Source organism: Sphaerotilus hippei (assembly GCF_003201595.1).
Lineage (GTDB): Bacteria > Pseudomonadota > Gammaproteobacteria > Burkholderiales > Burkholderiaceae_C > Sphaerotilus > Sphaerotilus hippei.
Map to the genome: position 1 here is coordinate 32,889 of NZ_QJJS01000009.1, position 23,771 is coordinate 56,659.

Genomic DNA, 23,771 nt, shown 5'->3' on the forward strand with positions numbered 1-23,771 from the left:
TGGCGTGCGGGGGCGGCTGCGGGCGGGTCAGAGCACCTTGCCGGGGTTCAGCAGGCCGAGCGGATCGAGCGCGTTCTTGATGACCCGCATCAGCGCGATCTCCTCGGGCGAGCGGGCGTGGCCCAGCCATGGGCGCTTGAGCGTGCCGATGCCGTGCTCGGCCGACACCGTGCCGCCGAACTCGCGCACCAGGCCGTAGACGATGGCGTTGACGGCGTCCTTGGGCTGCTTGGGCACGCCCGGCAGGTGGACGATGAGGTGCAGGTTGCCGTCGCCGATGTGGCCGTAGTAGAAGCTGTCGATGCCCGGAAAGGCCTCGGCCAGCGCGGCGCGGCAGCGGATCACGCAGTCCTCCATGCGCGCCACCGGCAGGCCCACGTCGTAGGCCAGGTGGCCCGGCCACAGCGGGTGGAACTCGCCGCTGGCGTCACGCAGCGCCCAGAAGGCCCTGGCGTCGGCCAGCGACTGGGCGATGGCTGCGTTGGGCACCACGCCGTCTTCGAGCAGCTGGCCCAGCCAGGCCTCGAAGCGCGGCGTGTCCATCGCCTCGTCGGTGCCCAGGGCCTCGACCAGCACGTAGGCGCCGTAGGGCGTGGCGTCGTCGGCCAGCGGGTTGCGGGCGCGTGGCGCGTGGGTGTTGGCGAACTGCCAGAACTCCGGCCACATCACCTCGAAGGCCGACAGCAGCGGGCCCAGGTTCTGGCGGGCGGAGGCCAGCAGCGTCAGCACGTCGTCGTAACCGTTGACCGCGCACAGCGCCACCAGCGTCGAGGCCGGCTTGGGGTACAGGCGCAGCACCACGCGGGTGATGATGCCCAGCGTGCCTTCGCTGCCGATGAACAGGTGCTTCAGGTCGAAGCCCGCGTTGTTCTTGATCATCTTGTTGAGGCTGGTGACCACGCCGCCGTCGGGCAGCACCACCTCGAGGCCCAGCACCATCTCGCGCGCCATGCCGTAGCGGATCACGCGGTTGCCGCCGGCGTTGGTCGCCAGGTTGCCGCCGATCGCGCACGAGCCGCGTGCGCCCAGGTCGAGCGGGCAGAAGAAGCCGGCGTCGGCCGCGGCCTGCTGCACCGTCTCCAGCGGCGTGCCGGCGCGCACCGTCAGCGTGGCGGCGGCGGGGTCGATCTCCTCGATGCCCACCAGCCGCTCCAGCGACAGCGCCACCTGATCCGGCGCGGCGCGGGCGCCACCACACAGGCCGGTCAGGCCGCCTTGCGGCACCACCGCCACGCCGTGGGCATGGCAGATGCGCATCGCCGCGGCCACGCCGGCGGTGTCGGCCGGGCGCACCACCACCAGCGGCACGCTGGCCGGCAGGCCGCTGGCATCGTTGTGGTGGCGCACCGGCAGGTCGGCGCCGGCCCGCACGGCCTGCGGGCCGAGTTCGGCCCGCAGGGCCTCGATGACGGCAGAGGGCGCAAGGGTCGGGTTCATGGCGGGCGTCGAGATGAATCGAGGATCAGTCATGCGGATCGGTCATGCGGACCGGTGACGCGGTCGAGGCCGGCTCAGAGCGCCAGGCCGTTGAGCAGCCCGCGGGCGGCCAGGTTGCCGATGAAGGCGCGCAGGCCGAAGCGCCACGGCGGCGCGGTCTCGCTGTGGGTGACGCGGTTGTGCAGGCCGCCCAGCCAGGCGCTGTGGATGGTGACCACGTCGCCGAGCTTGTGGGTGAAGCCGCCGCCGGGCTGGTCGCGGTCCTCGATGGGCGCGAACAACGTGCCCAGGAACAGCATGAAGCCGTCCGGGTACTGGTGCGCGACCAGGGTCTGGGCCACCAGGTCGGCCGGGTCGCGGCTGATGCTGGCCATGGTGTTGATGCCACGCAGCTCGAAGCCGTCCTCGCCGGTGACGCGCAGGTGCACGGTCTCGCGGCGCACGTCATCGAGGCTGAAGCCCGCGTCGAACAGCCGGATGAAGGGGCCGATCGCGCACGAGGCGTTGTTGTCCTTGGCCTTGCCCAGCAGCAGCGCGCTGCGGCCTTCGATGTCACGCAGGTTGACGTCGTTGCCCAGCGTCGCGCCGACGATGTCGCCACGGCCGTTGACCGCCAGCACCACCTCGGGCTCGGGGTTGTTCCAGGCCGAATCGCTGCGGATGCCGATCGGCTCGCCGCAGCCCACCGAGGCCAGCACCGGCGCCTTGGTGAAGACCTCGGCGTCGGGGCCGATCCCCACCTCCAGGTACTGCGACCACAGGCCCTGCTGCTGCAGCAAGGCCTTGAGCGCCATGGCCTGCGGCGAGCCGGGACGGATGTCGGCCAGGCTCGCGCCGATCAGCCCGGTGACCTGCTCGCGCAGGCCCTGGGCGCGGCTGGCGTCGCCGCGCGCCTGCTCTTCGATCACGCGCTCGATCAGGCTGGCCGCGAAGGTCACGCCGGCGGCCTTGACCACCTGCAGGTCGCAGGGCGCCAGCAGCCAGGGCAGCGCCTCGCTGCGGTCGCCGGCCAGGCTGTTGGCCAGCAGCTCGTCGACGCTGCACAGGCGCTGGCCGGCGGCCGCACGCACGGCCTCGGCGGGCTGCGCGGCGTCGAGCAGCGTGCTCATGGTCGGGTAGTGCGCGCTCAGGTCGAACACGCCGTCGGGCCGCAGGGCCACCACGGCCGGCCCGGGCACGGGGCCGACCATCCAGACCCGGCCCACCAGGGTGCCGGCCAGGCCGTCGTCGGGCAGGACCTGGCCTGGCGTCATGGCACCGGCCGACGAGGCAGCTGCTGCTGTTTTGCTCATGAGATTTCCTTCGAGGTTTCAGGCGGCTGGCCATGCAGCGGCTGCGCCAGGGACGGCGGGCGCGCCGGCAGGGCCGGGCTCAGTGGTTGTGACGCGGCGTGGTTTCCGAGATGCGCCGGTAGTCGAGCGCGAAGTCCAGCGTGGCGCCGTCGACGAGCTGGCCGGTCTTCTCGCGGTACAGCGCCTCCCAGGGCGAATGGCTCTTGGGGATCGGCGGCGCGGGCAGCTCGCGGCGGCGGCGCTCGATCTCCTCGGGCGCGACCAGCGCATCGCAGCGGCCGGCGTCGAGGTCGATGCGGATCCGGTCGCCACTCTGCAGCCAGCTCAGGCCGCCACCCACCGCGCTCTCGGGCGAGCAGTTCAGGATCGACGGGCTGTCGGCGGTGCCGGACTGGCGGCCGTCGCCCAGCGTGGGCAAGGTGGTGATGCCGCGCTGGATCAGCGCGTCGGGCGGCTGCATGTTGACCACCTCGGCCGAGCCCGGCCAGCCGATCGGGCCGGCGCCGCGCATCACCAGGATGCAGCCTTCGTCGATGTCCAGCGCCGGGTCGTTGATGCGGTGGTGGTAGTCGTCGGAGCCTTCGAAGACGACGGCGCGGGCCTCGAAGATGCCCTCGGCACCCGGCTGGCTCAGGTAACGCTCGCGGAAGCGCGCGGAGATCACCGAGGTCTTCATGATGCCGAAGTCGAACAGGTTGCCGCTGAGCACCAGGAAACCGGCCTTGTCGAGCAGCGGCTCGTCGAAGCGGCGGATCATCTCGCGGTCGCGGGTCTCGCGGCCCTGCAGGTTGTCGGCCACGCGGCGGCCGGTCACGCTCAGGCAGTCGCCATGCAGGCGGCCGGCCTGCAGCAGCTCCCACATCAGCGCCGGCACGCCGCCGGCGCGGTGGAAACGCTCGCCCAGGAAGCGACCGGCCGGCTGCATGTCCAGCAGCAGCGGCAGCTCGTAGCCGTGGGTGGTCCAGTCCTCGGGGTGCAGCTCGACGCCGGCGTGGCGGGCCATCGCCATGATGTGCACCTGCGCGTTGCTGGAGCCGCCCGCGCAGCTGAGCACCGACAGCGCGTTCAGGAAGCTCTCGCGCGTCAGGATGCGCGACGGGCGCAGGTCCTCGTAGGCCATCTCGACGATGCGCCGGCCGGTCTCGTAGGCCATCTGGCCACGTTCGCGATAAGGCGCCGGAATGGCCGCGCAGCCCGGCAGCGACAGGCCCAGCGCCTCGGCCACCGCGTTCATCGTCGAGGCCGTGCCCATGGTGTTGCAGTGGCCGGCCGAGGGCGCGCTGCTGCAGGCGCGCTGCAGGAACTCTTCCTCGTCGATCTCGCCGGCCGCCAGCTGGCGGCGGCTGCGCCAGATCACCGTGCCCGAGCCGACCAGCTCGCCGTCATGCCAGCCGTCGAGCATCGGCCCGCCCGACAGCACGATGGCCGGGATGTCGACGGTGGATGCGGCCATCACGCCGGCGGGCGTGGTCTTGTCGCAGCCGGTGGTCAGCACCACCGCGTCGATCGGGTAGCCGTAGAGGATCTCGACCAGGCCCAGGTAGGCCAGGTTGCGGTCGAGTGCGGCGGTCGGGCGGCGGCAGTTCTCGAAGATCGGGTGGACCGGGAACTCCATCGGGATGCCGCCGGCGTCGCGGATGCCGTCGCGCACCCGCTTGGCCAGGTCCAGGTGGATGCGGTTGCAGGGCGACAGGTCGCTGCCGGTCTGCGCGATGCCGATGATGGGCCGGCCCGAGCGCAGCTCCTCGGGCGTGAGCCCGTAGTTCATGAAGCGCTCGAGGTAGAGCGCGGTCATGTCCGAGCGCTCGGGGTCGGCGAACCAGTCGCGCGAGCGGAAGGGGCGGCGGGGTTGCTTGTCCATGTCGGGGACCACTCAGGCAGAAGCGGAGAAGCGGGCACAGGCACCGCGGAAGACGCTGGGAACACGGGCCGGCCCGGGCAGCATGACGCCACCCCGGACCGGCCCGCGGCCTCACTTGGCGGTGCCGCGCACCTTGGCCAGCTCGCTCATCAGCTCGGCGGTGGTGTCCTCGCCGAACTCCTTGCCGAACTTGGCCAGCACCGGCTGCAGCTTGGCGCGCAGCTTGGCCTGCTCGGCCGCCGGCAGCTCGGTGACCTGCATGCCGACCTTCTTCAGCTCGCCCAGCGCCTTGTCGCCGAAGGCGCGGATGGTCCTGCGCTCGAACAGCGTGGCCTCGCGGGCGGCCTCCTGCACGATCTTCTGCTCCTGCGCCGACAGGCCGTCCCAGGTCTTCTTGGACATCAGCAGCACCCAGGCGCTGTACATGTGGCGCGACAGCACCAGGTGCTTCTGCACCTCGTAGAACTTGCTGGCCAGGATGGTGGCCGGCGGGTTCTCCTGGCCGTCGACGGCGGCCTGCTCCATCGCCGAATACAGCTCGGTGAAGGGCATCGGCGTGGCGTTGGTGCCCAGCGCGCTGAAGGTCTCCAGGAACAGCGGGTTCTGGATCACGCGCAGCTTCAGGCCGGCGAGGTCATCGGCCTTGGTGATCGGGCGACGCGAGTTGGTCACGTGGCGAAAGCCGTTCTCCCAGTAGCCCAGGCCGACCAGGCCCTTCTCGGGCAGCTTGGCCAGCAGCTTCTGGCCCAGCGGGCCGTCGAGCACGGCATCGGCCTCCTGCTCGCTGTTGAAGGTCAGCGGCAGGTTGATCACGCCGAAGGGCTTGACCATGGAGACCAGCGTGGAGCTGTCGGGCACCGTCATCTCCAGCGTGCCGCCGCGCAGCGCCGAGGTCATGGTCACGTCATTGCCCAGCGAGCCGCTGGCGAACAGCTTGGCGTTCATCTTGCCGCCGCTGCGGGCCGCGAGCTGTTCGCCGAAGTGCTTGACGGCCAGCGCCTGGGGATGGTCTTCGCTCAGGCCGATGCCGACCTTGAAGACGTGTTCCTTGATCTGCGCGGACGCCGGGCCGGCCAGCGCCGCCAGGACCGTGGTGAGCACGGCGAGGGATTTCAGCTTCATGCATGTCTCCGTTGGAATGATCTGTCACGAGGGTCCTGCCCCTCGGCGTCTCGTCCGTCCTCTGCGGGAACCGTCTCGACGCAGGCGCAGATTAGGTCTGCCGACCCCATCAGTCCACTGACTTTTTTGCTAGGATCGATTCCATATCGTTATGACTTCAGAGCTTTCTACGGGTAGACCCTTGTCGCTGGCACAGGCCTGCGCACGCCTGAGGTTCAGGCATCTGCAGCTGCTGGACCTGCTCGGCCAGACGCGCAACCTGAGGCTGGCCGCCGAGCAGATGCACCTCACGCAGCCGGCGGCCACCAAGATCCTGATGGACATCGAGCAGATCCTGGAGGCCCGCCTGTTCGACCGGCTGCCCCGGGGCATGCGGCCCAACGAGCTGGGCCTGTTCACGCTGCGTTATGCCGAGGCCGCGCTGGCGGGGCAGCGCAAGTTCGTCGACGAATTCAATGCGCTGAAACAAGGCGGCCATGGCCACCTGGCCATCGGCGCGATCACGGGCTCGGCGGCCCGCCTGCTGACGGCCTCGGTGGTGGAGATCCAGCGCCTGCGCCCGCTGCTGGTGATCAAGATCCTGGAGCAGAGCAGCGACCAGCTCATCAGCTGGCTGGCCGAGCGCCGCATCGACCTGATGATCGGACGCTTCACCGACGAGTCGCAGCGCGCCCAGTTCAGCTACGAGCGGCTGTCGAGCGAACAGCTGCAGGTGGTCGCCGGGCTGCACCACCCGCTGCGGGGCGCGCACGATCTGGAGCTGACCCAGCTGACACGCTGGCCGTGGATCCTCTACCCGGCCTCGACGGCGGTGCGCAAGGTCTGCGACGACATCTTCGGCAGCACCGGCCTGGCGCCCACGTCCGGCGTGGTCGAGACGCCCTCCTTCCTGTTCGCGCTGGAGCTGATGCAGATCACCGACATGCTGTCGCTGCAGCCGGCGGCCCTGGTCGACAAGTACGTCCACAAGGGCCTGCTGAGCCGCATCCCCGTGGAGCTGCCCGACCGCATGCCCGACTACGGCCTGATCACCCGCCTGGACGAGCCGCCGACCCCGGCCGCGCAGGCCTTCATCACGGTGCTGCGCCGGATGGCGGACCCCGGCGACGAGCCGGCCTGACGCGTCGGGATCCGGGGCGCTTCGCGAAGCGGGGCCGGCCGACGTCGAGGCATTAACATCACCACGGCCACCGAATCATCCACCCCTGTCCACCACCTCGCACACGATGCGTCGTGTGCCCGAGAACGGCGATCGCCCGATGGAACCGACCCACGCACTGTCCTTTGACCAGCCCGACCTGCTGCCGGCCCTGCATGCGCTGGACGACGCGGCGCTGGACCGCCTGCCTTTCGGCGTGATCGGCTTCGGTGCGGATGGCACCGTCAGCCGCTACAACAGCACGGAGTCGCGCCTGAGCGGGCTGGCGGTGGCCCGGGTCGTCGGCCTGCCGCTGTTCACCGAGGTGGCCCAGTGCATGAACAACTACCTGGTGGCCTCACGCTTCGAGGACGCGATGGCCCGGGGCACGGTGCTGGACACGACCCTCGACTACGTGCTGACCTGGCGCATGCGGCCCACGCCGGTGCGCCTGCGCCTGCTCAGCGCGCCGGACGTGCCGACGTGTTACCTGCTGCTGCTGCGCTCATGAGCCCCTTGCCTCCCGCCCGGCCGAACGTTGCGGAGGCTGCCGCGCCGGATGCGGGCGGCTGGGTCGCCGGGGCGGACCTGACCGAGCTGCAGCTGACGCAGGCCGCGCTGCTGCGCACCCAGGCCGACCTGCGGCGCTGGGCCGCCGCGCAGGACAGCACGCAGCAGAACGAGCGCTGGCGCATCGCCCGCGAGCTGCATGACGAGCTGCAGCAGACCCTGGCGGGCATGCGGCTGGAGCTGGCGGCCATGGGCGAGCGCCTGGTCAACGCACCGGCCGATGCCACCAGCGCGGTGGCGCTGCTGCACCACGTGAGCCAGCTCGCGCTGACCGCCATGGCGTCGACCCGGCGCATCGTCAACGACCTGCGCCCGCCGGTGCTGGAGGACCTCGGCCTGGCGGCGGCGCTGGAGGCGCTGTCGGACCGGTTCTCCCGCGACACCGGCATCCCCTGCCGCCTCGAGGCCGGCGACGCCTGGAGCCCCACCGAGCCACTGCCGCTGGACCTGGCCCACGGCCTCTACCGCGTGGCCGAGGAGGCGCTGGACAACGTGGCCCGGCACGCCGGGGCACGGCAGGTGGACATCCGGTTGCGGCGTGATGCGGACAGGCAGCTCGTGATGCACATCCACGACGACGGCCGCGGCATCGCCATCGAGGACTGGCGCAAGCCCGACACCTTCGGCCTGCTGGGCATGCACGAGCGGGTGCACGCGCTGGGGGGTGACCTGCAGGTGGACAGCGCGCCGGCCGCGGGCACGGCCATCGAGGTCAGGCTGGACGTCGAGCGGCGTGCCGACCCCTTCAGCAGGGAGCGCCCCCAGCGCCCCGGCGACGAGGCCTTCGACAACCTGCTGGGCTTTCTCTACCGCACCCCCATCGGCCTGCTGCAGACCGGCCTCGACGGGCGCATCGAGATGCTCAACCCGATGGCCGCCAACCTGCTGATGCCGCTGTCGCCCGATGGCCGGCTCGACAACCTGTTCCAGGTGCTGCAAGGCGTGGCGCCGCAGCTGCGCACACGCACGCAGGCCCTGCAGGCCGCCTCGGGCGTGGTCTGCGAAGGCCTGCGCATCAGCGTGCCCGGCGAGCCGCGCGGCGCGCTGACGCTCAGCCTGCTGAAACAGCAGGGCTCCCGCCTGATGGCCGTGCTCAGCCCCGAACCCTCCAGGCCCTGAACCGGCCTCAGCCGCGCCGCGCCGGCGGGTCCGCGGCCGGGGCCCGCTCGCCGGCCACCGGCGTGAAATCCGCCGGGCGATCGGCCCCGACACGCTCGATGACCTCGCGCACCCGCCGCGAGGCCCAGGCCGCCGCCTGCTGCCAGGGCCCGACCGGCAGCACCAGCGACACGGTGGCCGGGACCGGCTGGCCGGAGGCCGGCTCGGCGAGCTGCCAGTCGCCCGGCAGCATCGGCAGGCGACGGGCCAGCTCGACCTCGTTGAGCAGCTCGGCCCCCCGGGCCGTCAGGTCACGGCGGGATCCGGCGCGGAAGGCATGCAGCCGCCCGGCCGAGCCGAACAGGCACAGCGAGGCGACGGGGTCGCCGTCGAGCGTCAGCTCGGCGAACACCACCCGGGCTTCGGTCGAGAAGCGGGCCACCACGTCGCGGAAGAAGGCCTCGTCCGCGGGGCTGGACAGCAGCGACGTGCCGGCCAGGCGGTGCGGCCCCTCGTGCTCCAGGCGCAGGAAGGCATCGACCACGGCCGCAGGGATCGGGCCCTGGTGCAGCCGCCAGTCGAGCCGGCCGAGCCGGGCCAGCGCCTGGTGGCAGCGCTGCGCCGGCTCGGAGCGGGCCGGCACGGTGCGGGCGAACGGCAGCGTCGCCCAGGGCACCCGGCAGGTGCCCTGCGGCACCGGCGGGCGCTGCTCGACGTGCCGGCCGAGCGCGCCGGCCGCCGCCACCAGGGCCTGCTGCAGCCCGCCACCGTCGACCAGGCCCTCCAGCACCAGGCCCTTGTTCCTCGGCAGGCTGCTCAGCAGCTGCACCGCCACCTCGGGCAGCCAGCGGCCGTCGACCAGCAGGCCGCCCTGCGCCGCGTGCCGGGGCAGGTCCAGCGCCAGGTGCGGTGCGGGCATGACGGCCGACGCGGTGCGCCCGTGGCACAGCGCCAGGCCCACCAGCTCACGGCCGTGGCCGGTCTGGCGCTCGATCATCAGGAACAGGCCGCGCCGCGACGCCTCGAGGTGCTGCAGCGCCGGCAGCAGGAAATGCGGCGACAGGCCGGGGTGCGGCTCGAGCGCACGCGCCTCCAGCGCCAGCCAGGCCTGCCGCTCGGCCTCGCCGAACTGCTGCTGCGACACCACCCGCACCCGCAGCTGGGCCTGCCGGTCGACGGACACAAGATCGGCTTCGGTCACACGTCACCACTTTTCCGGTTTCTGGAACGGTCATTTTGTATCAAATTGCTACTGAACTGTGCGTCATCGTTGGACGTGGCGTCGTCCTGGGCCACCGCTTCGTGATGGCAGACCACCCGCCCGAGCAGGGCGCCGCGACAATGGCGGCATGGCATCGACCCCCCTCCCCCTGCTGAACCTCGAATCGCTGCGGCCGCTGGCCGCGGTCCGGCCGGCCGGCGCCTGCCAAGCCTGCGCGCCGCTGGTGTGCCCGGGCTGGGAGTCGCTGCCCGGCGACTTCGACCGCGCCCGGCTGCAGCGGGTGGGCACGCTGCAGCGGCCCGACGACGAGGAGCCGACGCTGGTCGAGCACCACCCGGACGGCACGCACGCCTGGTCGGTCGATGCGCCGATCGCACCGGCCTTCTTCCCGTACAACCGCTGCGAGGCGTGGCGCTGCACCGCGTGCGCCCGGCCCTTCCTGCGCTACACCGAGTACGGCGGTTATTACCAGGACGAGCGCATCCGCGAGCTCGACGCCCGGCTGCTCGTCGACGCGCGGCCCTGAGGCCGCGGCGGCGGGCCTGCGGCCTCAGAAGCGGGTTTCCGCGCCGGGCGGGCGCAGCCGGTGGTAGATCTGCCGGGCGTGCTGCACCCAGCCGTGGGTGTCCCAGCGGCGCAGCAGCAGCATGCCGCGGATCCATTCGTCGGCGGCGTAGGCGACCCAGATGCCAGGCAGGCCGAAATGGCGGCCCAGCACGACCGAGCCCACGCCCAGCACCAGCACGATCGAGGTGATGCTGGCGGCCACCGGGTAGACCGCGTCGCCGGTCGAGCGCAGCGCGCCAAGCACGACCAGGTTGGCCACCCGCCCGGTCTCGAGCGCGAAAGACAGCCACAGCAGCGTCTGCGCGGCCGCGATCACGCCCGGGTCGCGGGTGAAGGCCTGCATCAGCCACGGCGCCGCGGCCGCGGCCACCAGCGCCAGGCTGCCCGAGGCGAGCAGGCCGTTGCGCAGGCCCTTGCGCACCAGCCGGTGGGCGGTGCGGAACTCGCCCGCGCCGATCAGGTGGCCGACCATGATCTCGCAGGCCCAGCCGATGGCCATGCTGACGAGCAGCACGTACTTCAGGGTCTGCAGCGTGTAGGCCTGCGTGGCCAGCGCGGCCACGCCGAGGCGGGCGGCCGCGGCCAGCGACATCATGAAGGCGATGCGGTAGGCCATCTCCAGCGCCGCGCCGGGCACGCCGATGCGCAGCACCGGCATCAGCGCCGGCAGCGGGCAGACCCACCAGTCGCGGGCACGCGGGGCCAGCTGCATGCGGCGGCGCCACAGCCACAGGTGCAGGCCCAGCCCCACCGCGCGGCTGACGGTGAACGCCGCCGCGTAGCCGAACAGGCCCAGGCCGTCCCAGTCGCCCACGCCACGCATCAGCACGAAGGCCAGCAGCAGGTGGATGCCGTGCATCACCAGCATCACCATCAGCGTGTCGCGCGCGTGCAGGTGGGCCCGCAGGATGGCGGCCATCGTCAGGTTGTAGGCCTCGAGCAGCAGCGCCAGCGCCAGCGTCTGCACATAGGGGCTGGCCAGCGCGCTGACGGCGTCGGGCGCGTTGAGCACGTCGAGCGTCCAGTCGTTGGCCAGCAGCACCCACAGCGCGGCCACCAGGCCGGCCCAGGTGCTCGCCCCCAGCCCGACCAGCGCGGTCTGGCGCGCGGCCTGCGGACGGGCGCCGCCCAGGCTCTGCGTGATGACCACGCCCACGCCGATGGCCAGCACCCGGAACAGCACCATCAGCGTCTCGAGCACCTGGTTGATCATGCCGAAGGCGCCGGCGGCGGCGTCCGAGGTCTTGGACGCGAGCCAGAGCCCGGCCATGGCCACCGTCATGCCGATCAGGAACTCGCCCAGGATGGGGCCGGCGATCGCGTTGAGCCGCGGACGGGACGTGGTCTTCATCGCACCGCCGCCCGCTCAGGCGCCCAGGCCACGCAGCACGTCGTGGCAGGCCCCCATGGTGTGGTAGTCGGTCTTGCCCGCGGGGCTCTTCTCGTCGCTGATGCGGCGGTTGTCGGGCGTGAGGATGCGGTACCAGGCGCCGTGGACGTGGTCCACCAGATGCGCCCAGCTGTAGGCCCACAGCCGGTCGTGCCAGGCCCAGCATTCGGGGTCGCCGGTGCGCAGCGCCAGCAGCGCGGCCGCGGCCAGGCTCTCGGCCTGGACCCAGAAGTACTTGTCGCCGTCGCAGACCACCCCGTCGGGGCCGAAGCCGTAGACCAGACCGCCGTGCACCGGATCCCAGCCCCGCTGCATCGCGGTGTCGAAGAAATGCCGCGCGGTCGGCAGCAGCCAGTCCGGACGCCGCTCGGCCGGCAGGTGGGTCTCCAGCTGCAGCAGCAGCTTGGTCCACTCGGTGAGGTGGCCGGTCTGGTAGCCCCAGGGGCGGAAGATGTTGGTCCGGTCATCGCGGTTGTAGTCCCAGTCGACCGACCAGTCGGCGTGGTGGTGCTCCCAGACCAGGCCGCCCGCCCGCCCGGCCTGGCGCTGCGTGATCGAGGTGGCCAGCGTCAGCGCGCGGTCGAGGTAGCGGGGCTCCCGCGTCGCGTCCCAGGCCGCGATCATCGCCTCGCAGGCATGCATGTTGGCGTTCTGGCCGCGGTAGGGGCCGACCTGCCAGTCGGGCGTGGCCTCGTCGGCATAGAGGCCGTGGGCCGGCTCCCAGAAACGGGCCTCCATCAGCTCGAAGGTCGCGGCCAGGCCGTCGCGGGCCTCCTCGAGCCCGGCCATCAGCGCGTGGGCGTGGGCCAGCAGCACGAAGGCCAGGCCGTAGCAGTGGTTCGTGCCGTCCTGCACCGTGGCCACCTGGCGCTCGCCATCCCAGTCGATCTGCCAGGCGTAGCCGCCCTGCGGCTGCGCATGGGCGGTCCGCAGGAAACGCAGGCCGTGGCGCGCCGCGGCCTGGTGGGCCGGATCGCCGAAGCGGCGCCAGGCCATCGCATGGTTGAAGATGAAGCGGGTGCTGCTGACCAGATGGCGGGTGCGGCGGTCGTAGACCGTGCCGTCGTCCTTGAAGAAGTGGAAGAAGCCCCCGGACGGATCGAGGCAGCGGCCCTCGTAGAAGGCCATCGTGTGGCGGATGTGGCCGAGCAGGAACTCGGGCGAGCGGAAGTCGGGCGTGGCGGTCATCGGTTCGGTCCGGGGGAGGGTTCGGTGCAGGACGCGCCGCGATGCACGCGCGCCCCGTGGCGTGGAAAGAAGATCGCCCGGCCGCACAGGCTAGTTCGTGGGGGCGGCCCGCGTCAGAGGGCTATCCCGCCCGGCACTCGACGTGCCGGACGAAACAGGCCGGGCGAAGCAGGCCGGGCTTCAGCCACCGGCCCCCGCGGCCGGCGCACTCGCGCGCAGCACCAGCTCGACCGGCAGCACCAGCTCCTGCGGCATCTGCTCGCCCTGCATGACCAGCTCGACCCCCGTGCGACCCAGCGCCTCCTTGTCGACCCGCAGCGTCGTCAGGCCGATGGCGCCGTAGGCGGCCTCGGGGATGTCGTCGAAGCCGACGAAGGCGATGTCCTCGGGCACGCGCAGGCCGGCCTGCTGGCAGACGCGGATGGCCGCCAGCGCGGCGGTGTCGTTGTAGGCGAACACCGCATCGGGGCGGCGGCGCAGCTTGAGCAGCTGGCGCATCGCGGCTTCGGCGCCGTCGGCCGTGCTCATGCCCGGCGGCGAGGTCACCTCCAGGTCGGGGTCGGCCAGCATGCCGGCGTCGTAGAGCGCCCGACGGTAGCCCCGCTCCCGCTCGCGGATGCTGAAGTGCGCCAGCGAGCCCGCCAGGTAGGCGATGCGCCGGTGGCCGCGGCCCAGCAGGTGGCGGGTGGCGAGGTAGCCACCCTGCTCGTTGTCCGGATTGACGCTCGGGCAGCCCGGCTGCCACAGGTCGACCAGCGCCAGCGGCAGCTCCATGCCGCGCAGCACGTCGACCAGCTCGGTCTCGAAATAACCCGCGGCCATCAGCGCGTCGGGCTCGTGCAGCCGCAGCAGCTCGCGCACCGGATCGGCCGGACCGGCGCTCAGCACGGTCGGCACCACGCCGAAGCCGCGGCAGGCCTCCTCCACGCCGTGCATCACCTGGGCGAAGAACGGGTGCTGCGAGAAGCTGCTGTGCTGGCGGTGCACCATGAACACCAGCCGGCGGGCCTTGCCCGCACGCAGGCGGGTCGGGTCGTAGCCGAGCTCGCGGGCGACCTGGCGCACCTGGCGCCGGGTCTCGTCGGACAGGCCGCGCTGGTTCTTCAGCGCCCGCGAGACGGTGCCGATCGAGACGCCGGCCACCTCGGCGATGTCGCGGATGGTGACCGTCATGCGGCCCCCGGACGGGAAAGGAAGGACGGGGGAGACGATGCGGCGCACATGCGGCGAGTCTAGGAAGCCGGATGTGTTTAGTAAACACATATACAACACTCACACCCCCGGGGAAGACCCTCGGCCTGCAGACCCGGCCGCCCCTGGACGACGGGGCGAAGGCACGATCGGCGCCTGCGATGGCCCCATGGACCCGACCCCGACCCCGACACCCTGCCCGCCGACGACCTGCCGCTGGTGCTGGTGGTCGACGACGAGGTGCGCTCGCAGGACGCGATGCGCCGCACGCTGCAGCGGGGCCTGAGCCGCCTGGAGCTGCGCGCGGGCACCTCGGTGCTGCGTGCTCGCCGCGGCGACCGGCTCGCCCAGGTACGATCGGCATCCGGCTTCGACCGCATCGAGCGCGCCAGCGGCAGCCCGCTGGACGCGGTCCGCGAGATGGCCGCGCAGGTGGCCCGCTGCGGTCGGGCACCGGCAAGGAGCGGCTCGGGCGGGCCATAGCCGGTGGTCAACATCGCCGGCTGTCCGACCCATCCGGGCTGGGTGCTCGACACGCTGATGGCGCTGGTCGCCGACCTGTTCGGGCCGGACGACCTCGACGCGCTGACCCGCCCGCGCCTCTACGCCGACCAACTGATGCACCACGGTTGCACCCGCAACGGGTACTACGATTTCAAAGCCAGCGCCGAACAGCCATCCGCCCTGGGCACGCGGGCGCACCCGGCTGAAGTGATGGAATGGTGCGACCGGGTCAGATCTGCACCCGGGTACCCAGTTCGATCACCGCGTTGTCAGGCAGTCGGAAGAAGCCGGCCACACCTCCGGCATTTCGACTCATCACGGCAAACAGGACCTCGCGCCAATGGCTCATGCCGGAGCCGGGTGCGGGCACCACCGTCTCGCGACTGAGGAAGTAGCTGGTCTCGAACACTGGAATGCCCAGGCCCTGCTCCCGACACCGCACGAGCGCGGCCGGCACATCCGGTGTCTCCATGAAACCGAAGGCGGCGGTGACCTGCCAGAACTCGCGACCCAGCGAGCGGATCTCGACGCGCTCGTCATCACGCAGCCATGGCACCGGGCGGAAATGCACGGTCAGGATCACGTTGCGCTCATGCAGCACCTGGTTGTGCTTGAGGTTGTGCAACAGAGCCTGCGGTGCTGTCCGGGGATCGGCGACGGCATAGACGGCCGTGCGCGCCACGCGCGGGAGGTGCGCGGCATCGAGCTGATCGATGAAGTCGGCCAGCGGCACTCCGTCCTCGCGGATGCGCTCGACCATCAGGCGACGCCCCCGGAACCAGGTCGTCATCACGAGGAAGAGCAGCCCCCCCATCAACAGCGGGAACCAGCCGCCGTCCAGCAACTTGACGGCACAGCCGGCGACCAGCACCACGTCCAGAGCCAGGAACAGTGCCGTCGCACCGATCGACAGCCAGGCGGGCAGGCTCCAGGCATGCCGGACGACAAAATACGTGAGCAGCGTCGTGATCAGCATCGTCACGGTGACCGCGATGCCATAGGCCGATGCCAGTGCGGAAGAACTCCGGAAGGACAGCACAGCCGCCACCACACCCAGCAGCAGCAGCAGGTTCACGGCCGGCATGTAGATCTGTCCGGCCTCGCGCGCGGATGTGTGGAGCACGCGCATCCGTGGCAGGAACCCGAGTTGCATCGCCTGCTGCGTCATCGAGTAGGCACCCGAGATCACCGCCTGCGAGGCGATGATGGCCGCCAGGGTCGCCAGCCCGACGGCAGGCAGCAGCAACTCATCGGGGAACAGGCGGAAGAACGGGTTCTCGAGCGAGGCAGGATCCGCCATCAACAGGGCGCCCTGCCCCATGTAGTTCAACGCCAGCGAAGGCAGCACCAGGACCGACCAGGCCAGCTGGATGGGCCGGCGTCCGAAATGACCCATGTCGGCATACAGCGCCTCGGCGCCGGTCAGCGCCAGCACGACCGCGCCGACCGTGGCAAGTGCCATCGGCCCGCGCCCGCTCATGAACACCCAGGCCTGCCGGGGATCGAGTGCGGCAAGGATGGCGGGCTGCTGCAGGATCTGCAGCACACCGGTCACCCCCAGCGTCACGAACCAGAGCAGGATGACCGGCCCGAACAGGCGCCCCACGACCGCCGTGCCCAGGCGCTGCACCACGAACAGACCCACCAGCACCAGCAGCGACAGCGGCAGGATCCAGCGCTCCAGCCCGGGCGCCACCACCTTCAGGCCCTCCATCGCCCCCAGGACTGAAATGGCTGGCGTGATGATGCTGTCACCGTAGAACAGAGTGGCTCCGGCCACCCCGAGCAGCAGCAGGCCGTGGCGCAGCATCGGCCGCGACCGGACGGCCTCGGCCGCCAGCGCAGTCAAGGCCAGGCCGCCGCCTTCGCCCCGGTTGTCGGCACGCAGGATGAGGATCACGTACTTCAGCGTCACCACCAGCATCAGGGCCCAGATGATGGTCGACACGGCACCGATCAGGTGTTCCGGCGTCAGCGACACCCCGGTGGCTGGTGCGAAGATCTCCTTGACGGTGTAGAGCGGGCTGGTGCCGATGTCTCCGTAGACCACCCCCAGGGCAGCCAGGGTGAGAGCGGCCAGACCCTGGCGCGCAGGGCCGTGGCGCGACCCCGCGTCGACGGAGAAGGTGGCGGACGAGCCTGCCGCGGCGAGGGTGCCCGAAGGACGGTCGTGCATGCTGGAAACCGGAAGTGGAACGGGTATGCAGCGTGCGCCGTCGGACATCAGGAACGCATATGGATGTCATCGTCTTCAGGCGGAGCCAGCCGGTAGCCGGTTCCAGGCTCGGTGAGAAGCAACCGTGGCTCGGCCGGATCGGCCTCGAGCTTGGCACGCAACTGGCCCATGTAGAGCCTCAAGTACTGGGTCTGCTCGCTGCAGTCAGGGCCCCAGACATCGACCAGCAACTGCCGGTGCGTGACCACCCGGCCGGCACTGCGGACCAGCCGCGCCAGCAGGCGGTACTCCGTGGGGGTCAGGTGCAGGAGCCGGTCGTCGCGACTCACCTGCTGCAGGTGCAGGTCGATGTGCACGCCCGCGCGCCGATAAAGGGTCACGGCCGCTTCGCTGGAACGACCTCGGTGGCGCCATGCCACCCGCATGCGCGCCAGCAGTTCGCCGATGCTGAAGGGCTTGACCAGATAGTCGTCCGCCCCGTCGTCGAGCAGCATGATCTTCTGTCGATCGTCATGGCGGGCCGAAATGATCAGCACCGGCATCGTCTGCCGCCGACGAACGGTGCGCAACAGCTCGCGCCCATCACCGTCGGGCAAGCCCAGGTCGAGCACGAGCAGGTCGAAGATCGCCGGGCCGGCTGCACCACCCGGACGCCCGGCATGCGCCAGCAGCGCCTGTGCCTCGGCCAAGCTCGCCGCGCTCAGCACGTCGTAGCCCTCGACCCGCAAGGTCTGGCAGAGCAGGGCGCAGAGGTCACGATCGTCCTCGACCAGCAGGACGCGCAAGCTCATGGGGCCTCCTGGGGTGGAAGTCCGGCCTCGCCCGGCCACGCAGGGGGCAGTTCACGCGGCAGGGGCAGCCAGCACTCGAAGCTGCTGCCGCCGTGGCCACGGGCCCGCAGACGCAGTTCACCGCAGTGGGCCTGCACGATGGCACGACACACAGCCAGCCCGACACCCGCTCCAGTGCCGGGTTGCGGAGCCTCTCCGCGCTCGAACACCTCGAAGATGCGTTCACGCCAGGCGGGTGGCACCCCAGCGCCACGGTCACGCACAGCCAGCACCAGCCAGGGTCCCCGACCGCATGCCCGGATCTCCACCGGGGATCCAGGCGGGCTGTACTTGAGCGCGTTGTCGATCAGGTTGTCGAGCAGCTGCGCCATGAGCACGGCTTCGGCGCGTACCAGCGGCAGATCGGGATCCAGGCGCGCGCGCACCCGCCGCAAGGGATCGCGTGGTCGCGTACGCCCCAGGGCTGCACCGACGATCTCCTCGACCGACTCCCAGTCCGGCCGAAGCACGGCCGCCGGACCACCCAGGCGTGCCAGCTGCAGCGTGTTGTCGGTCAGGCGATTCAGCTGCTGCGCCTGCTCGACGATGACCTGGGCCAGCTGTCGCTGCTGGTGAGGGTCCAGGCGATCCGACTGCTCCAGCAGGGCCGAGGCCGCACCCAGGATGGTCGACAGCGGCGTGCGATGGTCGTGGGCGATCGATGCGAGCAGGTTGCTGCGCATGGATTGAGCCTGTGCCTGGGCCTGGGCCCGCTGCTGCGCCCGCAGCGCACGATGGCGATGCAGCGCCAGTCCGACCTGGTCACACAGCGCCTGGGCATGCAGACGCCAGTGGGACAGGGGTGCTCCGGCATCCGTCCAGGCGATGAGCGCGGCCCCGGCACAGGCACCATGCGCACGCATCGGCAGATACCAGGCCGACAGGCCCTCGTACCAGCCGGTGCCGGGCCCCATGGCCCGGCCTTCCCGCAGACACAGCCACAGCCCGGCACGCTGGTCCGCATCGGGGCTGCCCTGCCATCGGACGGCAGCGTCATCGTTGTTCTTCGGCCAATCTTCGTCACCCAGCATCATCAGCGCCACCCGTCCCCCCGAAGCACCGTCGAACACGGCCTCGAGCTGAGTACCCAGCAACGGCGCTTCGCCCCGCGGATCATCGGCCTCCCGCAAGCGGCCACCCAGTGCATGCAACTGGCCGATCTGGTGGGTCGCTTGTTCGGCCAGATCGACCTGCCGGCGCAGGAGTGCCATCAGCGCGGCGATGATCCAGTTGACGGCCAGAAGCACGAGCAGCAGGACCGCATCCTGGCGCAGATCGATGGAAAACGTCTGGCGGGGAGGCACGAAGGTCCAGTTGAAGGCCAGCAGCGCCAAGGCGCTGGCCAGCATCGATGCAGGCAGCGGCCACCACACCGCCGTGACGGCACCGGCGAGCACCAGCAACAGCGCCAGGCTGGGCACGGCCACTTGACCATCCAGAGCGCCCATCACCAGGCCGGCCAGCAGCCATGCCAGCAGCGGCAACAGCACCCGTGTGCGTGCGGAGGCAAGGCGGGGCAGAAGGATCGACATGTGCCCACCATAACAAGGCGGACATCAGGAACCCATCAGGACGGCCGGTTCAGGGCAGCATGACCCCGGCCTTCGTGATCACCGTCTGGTGCGAATACTCGCTGCGCGCGGGCCGGCCCACCGTGCCCAGCGACGTCACGTGGTCGGCGAAGGTCTGGGTGTAGAGCAGGTAGGTGTCCACCCAGGCGCCGGTCGCGTGGATCGGGCCGAGCGTGCCGTAGCCGTCCTTGCCGGCCGCGACGAAGTCGTTGGTCACCAGCACATAGGTCCTGACCGGGTCGATCGCCGCCCAGGCGCCGGTCGTGCGGTCCTTGACCTGCACCTGGCTGAACCGGCTGCCCCGGGCCTGACTCAGGTCCAGGTTCCAGCGCAGGCCGGCCGCATAAGGATGGGAGCCGCCGGACCCGGCCGCATCGAGGTGGTGGGCCACCCCGTCCTCCAGCGCCGCGACCATCTGCGCCCCGGTGACCTCGACCTCGACCAGCACGTTGCTGAAGGGCAGCAGCGTGAAGGCGGTGTCCATCGTGATCGGGCCCGCGGGCACGGCGATGCGCACGCCCCCGGCGTTCTGCAGCGCGAAGTGGGCCCGCGGGCTGGCGTTCAGGAAGGCGGCGGCCACGACCTGGGCCGCGTCGCTGCCCCGGGCCAGCGTGTGGCCGGCCTCGCAGCCGCCGATGCCGCCCGAGCGGGTGCCCGGCTCGCCCGGCACCCGCACCAGGCACAGCGACTCGCTGGCCGCACCGATCACCCGGTCCTTCTCCGCCGCGACCCGGGCGGTGTAGCCCGACAGCAGCGTCGCCGCCCCGGCGTCCGGCGTCGTCACCCGGAGGCGCGTGTCGGTCGAGAGCCTGTCGACCAGCGCCGTCCGGGTGGCGGCATCCACGGTGACGAAGGTGCCGCTGCTGTCCTTGCGCTTGAAGCTGTCGCCGATCACCAGCGAGGCCTGGCCCGTGCAGCTCGACACCGCGCCCCGGCGGTCGAAGCGGATGTTCATCAGGCCGAAGGCCTTGCCGTACTCCCAGGCCTGGCCGATGCAGACGGGGTCGCCGTCCTTGTTCCTCGTCACCGTCGGGTAGGCCCCGGAGCTGCTCAGCCCCAGGTCGGCGAAGCGGCCCAGCAGCGTGTGCGAATCGGCGCCGATGATCGCGTCCACGTCGCTCAGGCGGGCGGCCATCGCCCGGTCGCGGTCGTGGCCCTGGTGGGTCAGCAGCACGATGTGGCGCACGCCCCGGGCCTTGAGCTCGTCGATGTACTTCTGTGCGGTCGTGGTCTCGTCGAGGAACTGCGTCGTCGCCAGCGGGCGCGAGGAGTGGGCGGTCTTGCCCGCGACGTCGATGCCGATGATGCCCACCGGCACGCCGTCGAAGGTCTTCGTGACGTAGGGCTGGACCAGGGACGTGCCGTCCGGGTGGAGCGGCGTGCCGTGGGCGGGCAGCACGTTGGCGGCGAGCACCGGCGTCTGGCAGCGGCCGGCGTGCAGCTGGTCGATGAAGTCGCGCGTGGCCTGGTCACCGTCGTCGAACTCGTGGTTGCCGAGCGTGAAGGCATCGAAGCAGATGGTGTTCATCAGCTTCGCGTCGGCCTCGCCCTTGAAGAAGGTGTAGTGGAGCGAACCGGTCAGCGCGTCACCGGCGTGCAGCTTGAGCAGGTTGCGGCGGCCGGACTGGGCGTTGAACAGCGTCGTCAGGCGGGCGAATCCCCCCAGCTCCACCTGGGTGGCCTGGCCGTCGAGCGTCAGCTCGACGCCGGAGGTGGCCTCCAGCCGGGAGTGGTGGTCGTTGATGTGGGCGATGTCGAGCTCGATCGCCGGGTAGCGGGCCACGGCCGCCGACTCGTCGGTCGAGCCGCAGGCGGCCAGCAGCCCGGCACTCAGCACCGTGGCCGGGCACCACGACAAGACACGTCTGCACATCGTCGGGACCCCCTGTTTCCGAGACGCCCATGCTGGCGCACCCGGGTGAAACGCGGGTGACAGGCCCGCCGGCTCAGAGCCCGGCCGCACCCAGGCTGGCCAGGAACTCGTCGGCATCCTGGAAGCCGATGACCCGGTGCTCGGCCTGCTCACGCCCCCCGGCGTCGAAGAACAGGATGCCGGGCGGGCCGAACAGGCCGAAGCGCTTGAGCAGCGCGCGGTCCTGCTCGTCGTTGGCCGTCACGTCGACCTGCAGCAGCACGGCAGCGGCGAGCCGGGCGCGCACCCGCGCGTCGGTAAAGGTGAAACGTTCGTACTCGACGCAGGACACGCACCAGTCGGCGTAGAAGTCGAGCATCACCGGCCGGCCGGCGCTGCGCAGCACCTCGTCGAGCTCGGCCGTCGAGCGGATGCGCCGGAACGGCAGCGCATGGGCGGCCGGCGCCGCCGTCGCAGAACGCGCCACCCCCAGGTGGGCGAGCGGCTGCAGCAGGTCACGCCCGCCCGACAGCAGCCCCACCCACTGCGCCAGCCCGACCAGCGCCAGCAGCAGGCCCAGGCCCTTGCCCAGCCGCGGCCAGAAGCCCGCCGCGGGCGCGAGCGGGTCGAGCAGCCGCAGGCCGACCGCACACAGCAGCGCCAGGCTGCCCCAGGCCCCCATCACCGCCCAGGTCGGCAGCACGGGGCTGACCATCCAGAGGGCCACGGCCACCAGCAGCACGCCGAAGCAGCGCTTGACGCCTTCCATCCAGGCGCCGGCACGCGGCAGCAGCGCGCCGGCCGAGGCGCCCACCAGCACCAGCGGCACGCTCATGCCAGCGGCCATCGAGAACAGCGCCAGCCCGCCCAGCACGACGTCGCCGGTGCGGCCGATGAACAGCAGCGCACCGGCCAGCGGCGCGGCCACGCACGGCCCGACGATCAGCGCGGAGACCCCGCCCATCAGCATCACCGCCCCGAAGCGCCCGCCCGGCAGGCGTGCGCTGCGCTCGCTCAGCCGGGTCTGCAGCGCCGCGGGCAGCTGCAGCTCGTAGAGGCCGAACATCGACAGCGACAGCGCCAGCAGCAGCAGCGCGAAGGCGCCCAGCACCCAGGCGTTCTGCAGCAGCGCGGCCAGCCCCTCGCCGGCCAGGCCGGCGGCCACGCCCAGGGCGGTGTAGACCACGGCCATGCCCAGCGAGTAGGCCAGCGACAGCAGCAGCCCGCGCGAACGCGAGGCCTCACCCCCCTGCCCGACCACGATGGACGACAGGATGGGCAGCATCGGCAGCACGCAGGGCGTGAAGGACAGCAGCAGCCCGGCCAGCAGGAACACCGCCGCCACCGTCCACAGGCTGCCCGAACCCAGCGCCTGCTCGAAGCCGGCGACGCTGCCGGGCGCCGCTCGGCGCCCCGGCTGCGCCTCAGCCGCCGGCGCGGGGCCGTCCGCGCGCAGGGCCATGTCCTCGGCGGCCGGGGGCTGCCAGGCCGCGCCCTCGTCGTCGCCCAGCAGGCGCACGCGCCGGATCGCGCCGTCGGCCACCTCGACGCGCACGAACTGCTCACGCGGCGAATAACACAGGCCGGCATCGGCGCAGCCCTGGCTGAGCACCTTCAGCCGGAACAGCGCCGGGGCCCGCTCGACCGGCAGCGGCACCCGCAGCTCGCGGTGGTAGACCTCGAGCTCCTTCTGGAAGGTCTCGTCGTACTTGCGATCGCCGGTGGGCAGGCGCGGCGCGCCCAGCGTGACGCCGGCCGGTGCGGCGGCGAACTCCAGGCGCTCGCGGTAGAGGTAGTAACCCGGCGCGATCTCCCAGCGCAGCTCGAGGGTGGCGCTGTCGGCGGCCCGCACGCTGAGCCGGAAGGCATCGTCCGGGCTGAGGAACTCCTCGGCCGCCGACGCCGGCACGGCGACCACGAACATCAGCAGGACCGGCAGCAGGACCGCGCACAGGCGCCGGCCGGCGGCGAGCAGGCCCCGCCAGCCCGGCGGCCGGGACGACCGCGCGGGGCGATCCCGCGTGCAGCAGGCGCCGCTCATCGGACCCCCGACGCGGCGGGAGCGACCGGCACCACCACCGGGGCCGGGGCCACCGCCGTGCTGCCGGCCGAGGCCCGCGGCGGACTGAGCGACAGGGCCTCGTTGTCCGAGGCGTCCTCGAGCTCGCGCAGCGTCAGGTAGCGGTCGACCAGCGTGAAGAAGCGGTCGTAGAAGGCGCCGGCCGGAATGGTCTCGCTGGCCACCTTGACCAGCGAATCGTCGCTGGAGCTGACCGGCAGCGACACCGAGCCGATCGCGCTGACGCCCAGCGTGGCCGAGTTGTTGCTCTTGCGCAGGCTGTAGCGGTCCTGCAGCGCGTTGACGAACAGGATGGTCGAGACACCGCTGCGGCTGGCCGGCGTGCAGACCACGTAGAACTGGATCTGCACATGGGCGTCCCCGCCGGGCTGGAAGCTCTTGCGGCCGTTGACCAGCTCGGGCGTGGCCCGGTCGATCACGTAGCCCTGGCTGAGCAGCGCGCGCCGCGCGGCCTCGCAGGTGTCGGGCGACGGGGACAGGAAACTGCGCGAGTAGGTGTCCGAGTCGAACGACTCCTGCTGGTAGACCGAAGCCTTGTTGGTCGACGAACAGCCCCCGAGCACGGACAGCCCGACGAGGGCCGGCCAGGTCAGGCGGCACAGGGCGGAGCGGAAAAGGCGGAGCGGCATGAAGGATCGGGGCCCAGGGTCACTGCTGGCGTGGATGGTACCTTCTGGAAGAA

The 23,771-nt window shown here is 71.5% G+C and carries 19 protein-coding genes and 1 pseudogene; 6 read left to right on the forward strand and 14 right to left on the reverse strand.

From position 1 onward, the window contains the following. Positions 1-27: 27 nt before the first annotated feature. From C7444_RS10945 to C7444_RS10960, 4 genes are all read right to left on the reverse strand, one after another. Positions 28-1,470 (reverse strand): FAD-binding oxidoreductase, encoded by a 1,443-nt coding sequence (locus C7444_RS10945; protein WP_245909514.1) that lies wholly within the window; start codon positions 1,468-1,470, stop codon positions 28-30. A 41-nt stretch (positions 1,471-1,511) separates the two neighbouring features. Continuing rightward, positions 1,512-2,729 carry a fumarylacetoacetate hydrolase family protein gene (locus C7444_RS10950; protein ID WP_211317528.1) on the reverse strand — a complete coding sequence of 406 codons (1,218 nt, stop codon included), beginning with the start codon at positions 2,727-2,729 and terminating at the stop codon, positions 1,512-1,514. Between the two features lie 79 nt (positions 2,730-2,808). Then, positions 2,809-4,590 (reverse strand): IlvD/Edd family dehydratase, encoded by a 1,782-nt coding sequence (locus tag C7444_RS10955; RefSeq protein WP_110400905.1) that lies wholly within the window; start codon positions 4,588-4,590, stop codon positions 2,809-2,811. Positions 4,591-4,701: 111 nt separating this feature from the next. Next, positions 4,702-5,712, reverse strand: coding sequence for a TRAP transporter substrate-binding protein (locus C7444_RS10960; RefSeq protein ID WP_110400906.1), 1,011 nt, complete (start codon positions 5,710-5,712; stop codon positions 4,702-4,704). Between the two features lie 151 nt (positions 5,713-5,863). On the opposite strand from C7444_RS10960, the gene C7444_RS10965 reads away from it, so the two are divergent. The 3 genes from C7444_RS10965 (at position 5,864) to C7444_RS10975 (ending at position 8,539) form a co-directional block, all read left to right on the forward strand. Further along, positions 5,864-6,832, forward strand: coding sequence for a LysR substrate-binding domain-containing protein (locus C7444_RS10965; protein ID WP_110400907.1), 969 nt, complete (start codon positions 5,864-5,866; stop codon positions 6,830-6,832). A 139-nt stretch (positions 6,833-6,971) separates the two neighbouring features. Then, positions 6,972-7,361: a PAS domain-containing protein gene (locus C7444_RS10970; protein ID WP_110401019.1), complete on the forward strand. Its 390-nt coding sequence runs from the start codon at positions 6,972-6,974 to the stop codon at positions 7,359-7,361. After that, on the forward strand, positions 7,358-8,539 hold the full coding sequence (locus C7444_RS10975) for a sensor histidine kinase (RefSeq protein ID WP_110400908.1): 1,182 nt from the start codon (positions 7,358-7,360) through the stop codon (positions 8,537-8,539). The genes C7444_RS10970 and C7444_RS10975 overlap by 4 nt, the downstream gene beginning before the upstream one ends. A 7-nt stretch (positions 8,540-8,546) precedes the next feature. Here C7444_RS10975 and C7444_RS10980 read toward each other — a convergent pair whose 3' ends face one another. Then, complete coding sequence (locus C7444_RS10980; protein WP_110400909.1) at positions 8,547-9,701, reverse strand: GNAT family N-acetyltransferase; 1,155 nt, start codon at positions 9,699-9,701, stop codon at positions 8,547-8,549. Positions 9,702-9,867: 166 nt separating this feature from the next. Between C7444_RS10980 and C7444_RS10985 the strand changes: the two genes are divergently transcribed. After that, positions 9,868-10,266 (forward strand): hypothetical protein, encoded by a 399-nt coding sequence (locus tag C7444_RS10985; protein ID WP_110400910.1) that lies wholly within the window; start codon positions 9,868-9,870, stop codon positions 10,264-10,266. 24 nt (positions 10,267-10,290) lie between these two features. Here the strand turns inward: C7444_RS10985 and C7444_RS10990 are convergent, their stop codons facing one another. From C7444_RS10990 to C7444_RS11000, 3 genes are all read right to left on the reverse strand, one after another. Continuing rightward, entirely contained in the window at positions 10,291-11,658 is a 1,368-nt protein-coding gene (locus C7444_RS10990; protein WP_110400911.1) for an MATE family efflux transporter, read from the reverse strand. 15 nt (positions 11,659-11,673) lie between these two features. Next, positions 11,674-12,885, reverse strand: a complete 1,212-nt coding sequence (locus C7444_RS10995; protein ID WP_110400912.1) for an AGE family epimerase/isomerase — start codon at positions 12,883-12,885, stop codon at positions 11,674-11,676. A 180-nt stretch (positions 12,886-13,065) separates the two neighbouring features. After that, complete coding sequence (locus C7444_RS11000) at positions 13,066-14,058, reverse strand: LacI family DNA-binding transcriptional regulator (protein WP_110400913.1); 993 nt, start codon at positions 14,056-14,058, stop codon at positions 13,066-13,068. 237 nt (positions 14,059-14,295) lie between these two features. Between C7444_RS11000 and C7444_RS11005 the strand changes: the two genes are divergently transcribed. Both C7444_RS11005 and C7444_RS20590 read left to right on the forward strand, forming a co-directional pair. After that, positions 14,296-14,559 (forward strand): hypothetical protein, encoded by a 264-nt coding sequence (locus tag C7444_RS11005; protein ID WP_211317529.1) that lies wholly within the window; start codon positions 14,296-14,298, stop codon positions 14,557-14,559. After that, a pseudogene (locus C7444_RS20590) lies at positions 14,560-14,766 on the forward strand (NADH-quinone oxidoreductase subunit B family protein); the annotation flags it as partial. A gap of 43 nt (positions 14,767-14,809) precedes the next feature. Here C7444_RS20590 and C7444_RS11015 read toward each other — a convergent pair. From C7444_RS11015 to C7444_RS11040, 6 genes are all read right to left on the reverse strand, one after another. After that, positions 14,810-16,756, reverse strand: coding sequence for a potassium transporter Kup (locus C7444_RS11015; RefSeq protein WP_110400914.1), 1,947 nt, complete (start codon positions 16,754-16,756; stop codon positions 14,810-14,812). Positions 16,757-16,803: 47 nt separating this feature from the next. Continuing rightward, positions 16,804-17,547, reverse strand: coding sequence for a response regulator (locus C7444_RS11020; protein WP_110400915.1), 744 nt, complete (start codon positions 17,545-17,547; stop codon positions 16,804-16,806). Next, positions 17,544-19,118 carry a sensor histidine kinase gene (locus C7444_RS11025; RefSeq protein ID WP_110400916.1) on the reverse strand — a complete coding sequence of 525 codons (1,575 nt, stop codon included), beginning with the start codon at positions 19,116-19,118 and terminating at the stop codon, positions 17,544-17,546. The genes C7444_RS11020 and C7444_RS11025 overlap by 4 nt, the downstream gene beginning before the upstream one ends. A 49-nt stretch (positions 19,119-19,167) precedes the next feature. Beyond that, entirely contained in the window at positions 19,168-21,030 is a 1,863-nt protein-coding gene (locus C7444_RS11030; protein ID WP_110400917.1) for a bifunctional metallophosphatase/5'-nucleotidase, read from the reverse strand. Positions 21,031-21,103: 73 nt separating this feature from the next. Next, positions 21,104-23,050 carry a protein-disulfide reductase DsbD gene (gene dsbD / locus C7444_RS11035; protein WP_110400918.1) on the reverse strand — a complete coding sequence of 649 codons (1,947 nt, stop codon included), beginning with the start codon at positions 23,048-23,050 and terminating at the stop codon, positions 21,104-21,106. Beyond that, positions 23,047-23,718: a DUF2242 domain-containing protein gene (locus tag C7444_RS11040; RefSeq protein ID WP_110400919.1), complete on the reverse strand. Its 672-nt coding sequence runs from the start codon at positions 23,716-23,718 to the stop codon at positions 23,047-23,049. Before C7444_RS11040 ends, dsbD begins: the two co-directional genes overlap by 4 nt. Between the last annotated feature and the right edge of the window lie 53 nt (positions 23,719-23,771).